The following is a 6,240-nucleotide window of genomic DNA, read 5'->3' as shown; positions in this document are numbered from 1 at the left end:
CCGCACGGGGCGGCGCAGGCCATTCCGCACGGGGCGGCGCAGGCCACTCCGCGCGATTCGGCGCAGGCCGTTTCGCGCACGTCCCCGCAGGCCGCTCCGCGCACGTCCGCGCAGGCCGACGAGCCGTTGGTCGCCATATCCGCGCTCGCCTGTCGTTTTCCCGGGGCCGGTACGCCCGAAGCCTTCTGGGACCGGCTCCTCGACGGCTACGACGCCGTCACCGCCGTACCCGACGGACGATGGGCCGATCCGGCCGACGGGCCCACACGGTGGGGTGCGTTCCTCGACGAACCCGACGGTTTCGACGCGGGGTTCTTCGGGATCGGGGAGGAGGAGGCGCGGGCGACCGACCCTCAGGCGCGGATTCTCCTGGAGCTCGCCCACGAGGCCCTGGAGCGGGCCGGCCGTGCCGGGCCGCGGCGGCGCGGGCGCCGGGTGGGCGTTTTCGTCGCCGCCGGTGACAGCGGCTACCGGCGCGTTCTCGAAGGGGCCTACGGTGAGGGCGAGTTGCCCGCCGCCGCCCTCACGGGGAACCTGCCCAACATGCTCGCGGCTCGCGTCGCGCACTGCCTCGACCTGACCGGGCCCGCGCTCGCGGTCGACACCGCCTGTTCCTCGGCCCTCGTCGCGCTCCACCTGGCGCGCCGCAGTCTTCAGGCCGGTGAGTGCGACATCGCCGTGGTCGCCGGCGTACAGCTCCATCTCACGCCGGACGGGTACGCGCTCCTGGAGAAGGCGGGGGCGCTGTCCCCGACCGGACGGTGCCACGCGTTCGGCGCGGCGGCCGACGGGTTCGTCCCCGGGGAGGGCGGCGCGGCGCTGGTCCTGACCCGTCTCGACGAGGCGGAGCGGGACGGGGATCCCGTCCTCGCCGTGCTTCGCGGCACCGCCGTGAACAACGACGGCCGTTCGCTCAGCCTGATGGCGCCCAATCCCCTGACACAGCGCGAGGTCATCACGCAGGCCTACCGGGACGCGGGCGTCGCCCCCGAGAGCGTGTCGTACGTGGAGGCCCACGGCACCGGCACGCCGATCGGCGACCCCGTCGAGGTGCGCTCACTCGCCCACGCCTTTCCGCCGCCGGCCGACGGTCGGCTCCGGCTGCTCGGCTCGGTCAAGACGAACATCGGCCATCTGCTCAACGCCGCCGGAATGCCGAGCCTGGTGAAGGTGGTCCTCGCACTCGGTCAGCGGCGTCTGCCGCCGTCACCGCTCCGGACCGCGCCCTCGACCGCATCGGAGCCCGTGCTCGCGGCCCCGGCCTCCTCTTCGCCCTCACCCTCATCCTTGCCCTCGCCCTCGCCCGACCTGGCCGGTTCCGGGTTCGCCCTGGTCGACGCCGTCCGTGACTGGGAGGCGCCGGGACCACTCGTCGCGGGGATCAACGCCTTCGGCTTCGGCGGCACCAACGCCCATGCCGTACTGGAGGAGGCTCCCGCCCGGCTGCGGCCGGAGCCGGTGCCGTCGCGCGGGCCCCGGCTGCTCACCCTGTCGGCACACGGGGAGGACGGACTGCGCGCCGCTGCCGCCGGACTCGCCGCCCACCTTCGTGACCATCCCCGGCTCGACGAGGGGGACGTCTGTGCCACCGTCGCCGCCGCCCGCGACGCGGGACCCGATCGTCTCTCCCTCGTCGCCGACGGCGATCTCGCCGCCCGGCTGGAAGCCGTACTCGACGGAGTGACGCCGCCCAGTCCCCCGGTGCGATCCCGTGCTCGCCTCGTCCTCCTCCTTCCCGGGCAGGGCGTACGGCCGCACGGTGAGGCCCGCGCGCTGTACGCCGCCGCGCCGGCCTTCCGCGAGGCGCTCGACGAGGCCTCCGGCCACGCCGGGGCGATCGGCGGGCGCAGTCTCGCCGCCTGGTGCCTCGATGACGACGTCGCGCCCGACGCACTCGCCCGTACCGACATCGCCCAGCCGCTCCTCGTCGCGTACGGGGTCGCGCTAGCCCGCCAGGTGCGGGCCTGGGGCATCACCCCTGACGCCGTCGCCGGTCACAGCGTCGGCGAGATCGCCGCCGCGTGCGTCGCGGGGACGCTCTCGCTCGCCGACGCCGTGCGGTTCGCCGCCGAACGTGGCCGCCTGATGGCCGAATTGTGCGCCCCCGGCGCCATGGCGGCCGTGCGCTGCAGTGAGGATTCGGTCGCCGATCTGGTGGCCCGGGCGGGGGGCGCGCTGAGTGTCGCCGCCGTCAACGGTCCCGACCAGGTCGTCCTCGCCGGGACCGAGGCCGCTGTCGAGGGCGCGCTCGTCACCCTGTCCGCTCGGGGCATCGCCGCACGTCGGCTCGGTGTGTCCCGGGCCTTCCACTCGTCCCTGATGGATCCGGCCCTGGACCCGCTCACCGAAGCCGCGCGGACTCTCGTGCTCCGGCCGTCGGTGATGTCGACACCGCTGATCAGTACGGTCACCGCCGGTTGGCAGCCCGTCCTGGACCCGGCGTATCTGCGTGGCCATGCCCGGCAGCCGGTGCGTTTCGGTGCTGCGGTGGAGCGGCTGCTCGTCGACGGGTACGACACGTTCGTGGAGCTCGGCGCCGGGGCCCTCGGTGGCTCCGTGCGCGCCGTGGCGGCCGCGCATCCGCGCGGAGGCGGGGCGGTCGCCCTCGCTGCCGGGCACCGGGGCGGTGCGCGGGGGCTTCTTGAGACCGTCGGTCGGCTCTGGGAGCGGGGTGTGCCGCTGGACCGTGCCGGGCTGGACGCCGGACGGGCCCGGATCTCCGGCCTGCCCACGTATCCCTTCCAGCGGCGCCGCTACTGGCCGGAGGCCGCTCCCCGGCCCCGGACGCGCCTGCCGCTGCCGTTGTCGCTGCTGCACCGATTCGAGTGGGACGACGCCCCGTTGACCGTCGGATCCGGGCCGCGTTCCGTCCTTCTGGCGGGGCCGGATTCGCCGCTTGCCCGCGCGTTCGCGGACCGGCTCAGAGGGCGGGGTGTCACGGTCGGTCGTCCGGCCGGGGACGCGCTGGTCGGACGTGCGGCCGGCGGCGCGCCGGCCGGCTGTGGGCCGGTGACCGATGGCGATCCGGCCCCCGAGGTCGTCGTGCTGCTCGCCGGTCCCGCCGTGGAGCCGGACTCCGCCGACGCGCTCGACGCGGCCCACCGCGCCATGGCGACCGGGCTTCAGAACCTCCTGCCGGAGCTCGCGCTCCACCGCCCGCGCGTGCTCGTCGTCACCGAGGACGTCCACGTCACCGGCGCCGGACCCGAGCGTCCCCGCCCGGCACAGGCGGTCCTGACCGGACTGACCCTGGCGCTGCCGGAGGAGTTTCCCGGTGTGGTCGCCCACAGCGTCGACCTCTCGTCCCTCGACGAGGTGGGCGCACAGCTCGACGCGCTCGACCACGAGCTCGCCGCTCGGTCCGCCGTGCCGGACGACGACGCGTGCCTTCGACCGGCGACCGCCGTCGCCTGGCGGGCGGGGCGACGCCTCGGCCGGACGACCGAGCGAGTCCCCATGATGCCCGGCACGGGAACTGTCACGAGGCCCGGCACGGAATCTGGCACGAGGCCCGGCACAGGATCTGGCACAAGGCCCGGCACAGGATCTGACGCCGAGGCTGCGGCATTGCCGCCGCACGGCACGTATCTGATCACCGGTGGCGCCGGCGGTGTCGGCGCCGCGTTGGCCCGTGATCTCGCGGGGCGGGGCCGGCCGACCCTGCTGCTGACCGGCCGCTCGGCCGAGCCGCCCGCCGGGCTGCTCACCGAACTCCGGGCACTCGGCGCCACCGTGGACTACCGCGCCGCCGATGTCTCCTGCGAGACCGACGTCGACACGCTGCTCGCCGGTCTGCCGCCGCGAATCGACGTGCTGATCCACGCCGCCGGCGTCGTACGTCCTGGCACGTTGCGGGCCAAGACCCCCGACGAGATGGCCGAAGTCCTGGCCGCCAAGACGCGGGGCACCGACCTGCTGGCCCGTGGAGTCGTCAAGCACGGCCTGCGGCCCTCCCTCTGCGTGGCGTTCTCCTCCGTCGCCTCGGTGCTGCCGGGCCTGGCGGGCGCGATCGGCGACTACGCCGCGGCCAACGCCTACCTCGACGCCTTCGCCGCCGCCGAACGCGCGGCCGGTCGGCCGTGGCTCGCGGTCAACTTCGCCGCGTTCGCGGACACGGGACTCGTCGCAGACACCGGAATCGTCGCCGACACGGGAATCGGAGCCCGTACGAGCCCGTTCGCCCCCGGTGCCGATGCCAGTGCCAGCGCCGATGCCAGTGCCGGTACTGGGACCGCTGTCGGCTCCCGTGCTGCCGCCGGTGCCGCGCCGCGCGGGCCCCTGCCGCTCGCGACCGGTGAGGCGCTGCGGGCCCTTCGTACGGCCTGCGGGATCGACGCCGCCCAGCTCATGGTCGCCGACCTCGACCGGAGGGCTCCCGCGCCTCGTACCGCGGCCGGCTTCGGCGTACCCCGGCGCCCCTCCACTCCCCCGACGGCTCCCCCACGCACGGAGCAGGTCGCGAACTCACCGCGAGGCGGGGTGTCGGACGTCCTGCGGCAACTGCTGTCCGACGCGCTCCACGTCTCCCCCGACGCCCTCGCCGACGACGTTCCGCTTCTCGGCCTCGGGCTCGACTCGCTCATGGCAGTCGATCTCGTCAAGCGGCTGGAGCAGGAGCTGGACCGCTCCCTGCCCATCACTCTGTTCTTCGAGCACCGGACGCTGGGCGAGCTCGCGCGCGAACTCGGCGGCGAACCGGCTCCGGATCTCGGCGGCGAACCCGCCCGGGATCTCGGCCCCGCCCGCGAACCCGGCAAGTCCGAGGAGCACCCCTCCCCCACCCTCCAGGAGGCCGCGGCAGGGCCGTCGGCCGATGTCGGCGTCCCCTTCTCGCTGACGCCGGTCCAGCTCGCCTTCCACGCCCAGGGCGGGCTGTACCCGGACGTCCCCGCGTACGGGTACGTGACGCAGGACGTCCGCGGGCCCCTCGACCCCGACCTGCTCGGCAAGGCACTCGGCCTGCTCGCCGAGCGTCACGCGATGCTTCGCATCCGGATCCTCCCCGGCCGGTCGGTTCCCGCCCAGGCCGCCGTACCGTCCGCGTCGCACGACACCACGAGGATTCCCCCCTGGTACGAGGTTCGTCAGCTGCCCGGAGTCCGTGCCGCCGAGGAGGAGTTCGGAGAGCTCGAAGAGGCCCTGTGCAACCGGCCGTTCGACCTCACCGTCGAGGCTCCGATCCGCGCCGTGCTCGCCCGTGCCGTCGGCAGGGACGCCGGGGAGTACAGCCGTCTCGTGCTCGTCGTACATCACGCCGCCGCCGACGGCTTCAGCCTGAACATCCTCGGCGAGGAACTCTGGGCCCTCTACACCGCCCGGTCGCAGGGGCGCGTCCCGCAACTCCCTCCGCTCACGACCGACTTCCGCGCGTACGTCGCCCACGAGCAGTCCGAGCGTTCAGGCTCCGTCCTCGCCGAGGACCGGGCGTACTGGCGTGAGGTACTCAGCCGACGGGACGAGCCGCTCGCGCTCCCGTACGACGGTGATCCGCTGGGCCTCCCCGAACCCCCGCTCCTCGCCCACCAGGTGACCCCCGGCCCCGGCCTGTCGGCCGCACTCCGGGAGACGGCCGCGGCCCACGGCGTATCCCTCTTCCACCTGCTCCTCGCGGCGTACGCGCGCTGTCTGTCACGGTGGAGCGGTGGGCGGGAGGACGTGTCCGTGAACGTCGCCAGGGCCCGGCGCGAGACGCGGCTGCCCGGCATCGACCGGCTGGTGGGACCGCTGGCCGACACCCTCCCGGTCCCCCTGCGTGTCGGACCGGACGAGTCGGTGCACGCGCTCGCCGTACGGCTCCGCGACGCGTGGCCCGAGAGTGAACGGCACAGCCGGCTCACGAGCCTGGACCTCGCCCGGCTCCTGCCGACGGACGGGGCGGGGCCTCGTACCGCCGCTCCCGCGTCGTTCAGCTTCGCCCGGTTCCCGGTGTCGCTCGACCCCGACTGCCCTGTGCAGGTACGTCCGACCTCGGCCGGAACGGCTTCCGCCGCCACCCGGCTCAGCCTGCTGTGCTGGGAGTCGGACGGGCAGCTGGCCTTCTCGTGGAACTTCCCGGCGCGACTCTTCGGCCGGTCCACGATCGCGCGCCTCGCCGCCGAGCACCTGGCCGAACTCACCGCGACGGCGGGGCTCGACGGGACGACCGCGCCCGACAGCACGACGGCCGGTCCCCACGGGACAGCTGCTGACGGCACACCCTCGGCCGCCACCCCCGCCATCCCCGTCACCCCCGGCGGTCCG

1 protein-coding gene is annotated in these 6,240 nt (G+C 74.7%); it reads left to right on the top strand.

Going from position 1 to position 6,240, the window contains the following annotated elements:
• A partial coding sequence (locus AOK00_RS29205; RefSeq protein WP_159041869.1) for a type I polyketide synthase occupies positions 1–6,240 on the top strand: 6,240 nt, incomplete at both ends.

It is taken from the genome of Streptomyces aureus, assembly GCF_001418135.1.
In the GTDB taxonomy this organism is placed as follows: domain Bacteria; phylum Actinomycetota; class Actinomycetes; order Streptomycetales; family Streptomycetaceae; genus Streptomyces; species Streptomyces aureus_A.
This window is presented reverse-complemented; position numbering and strand designations above follow the sequence as displayed.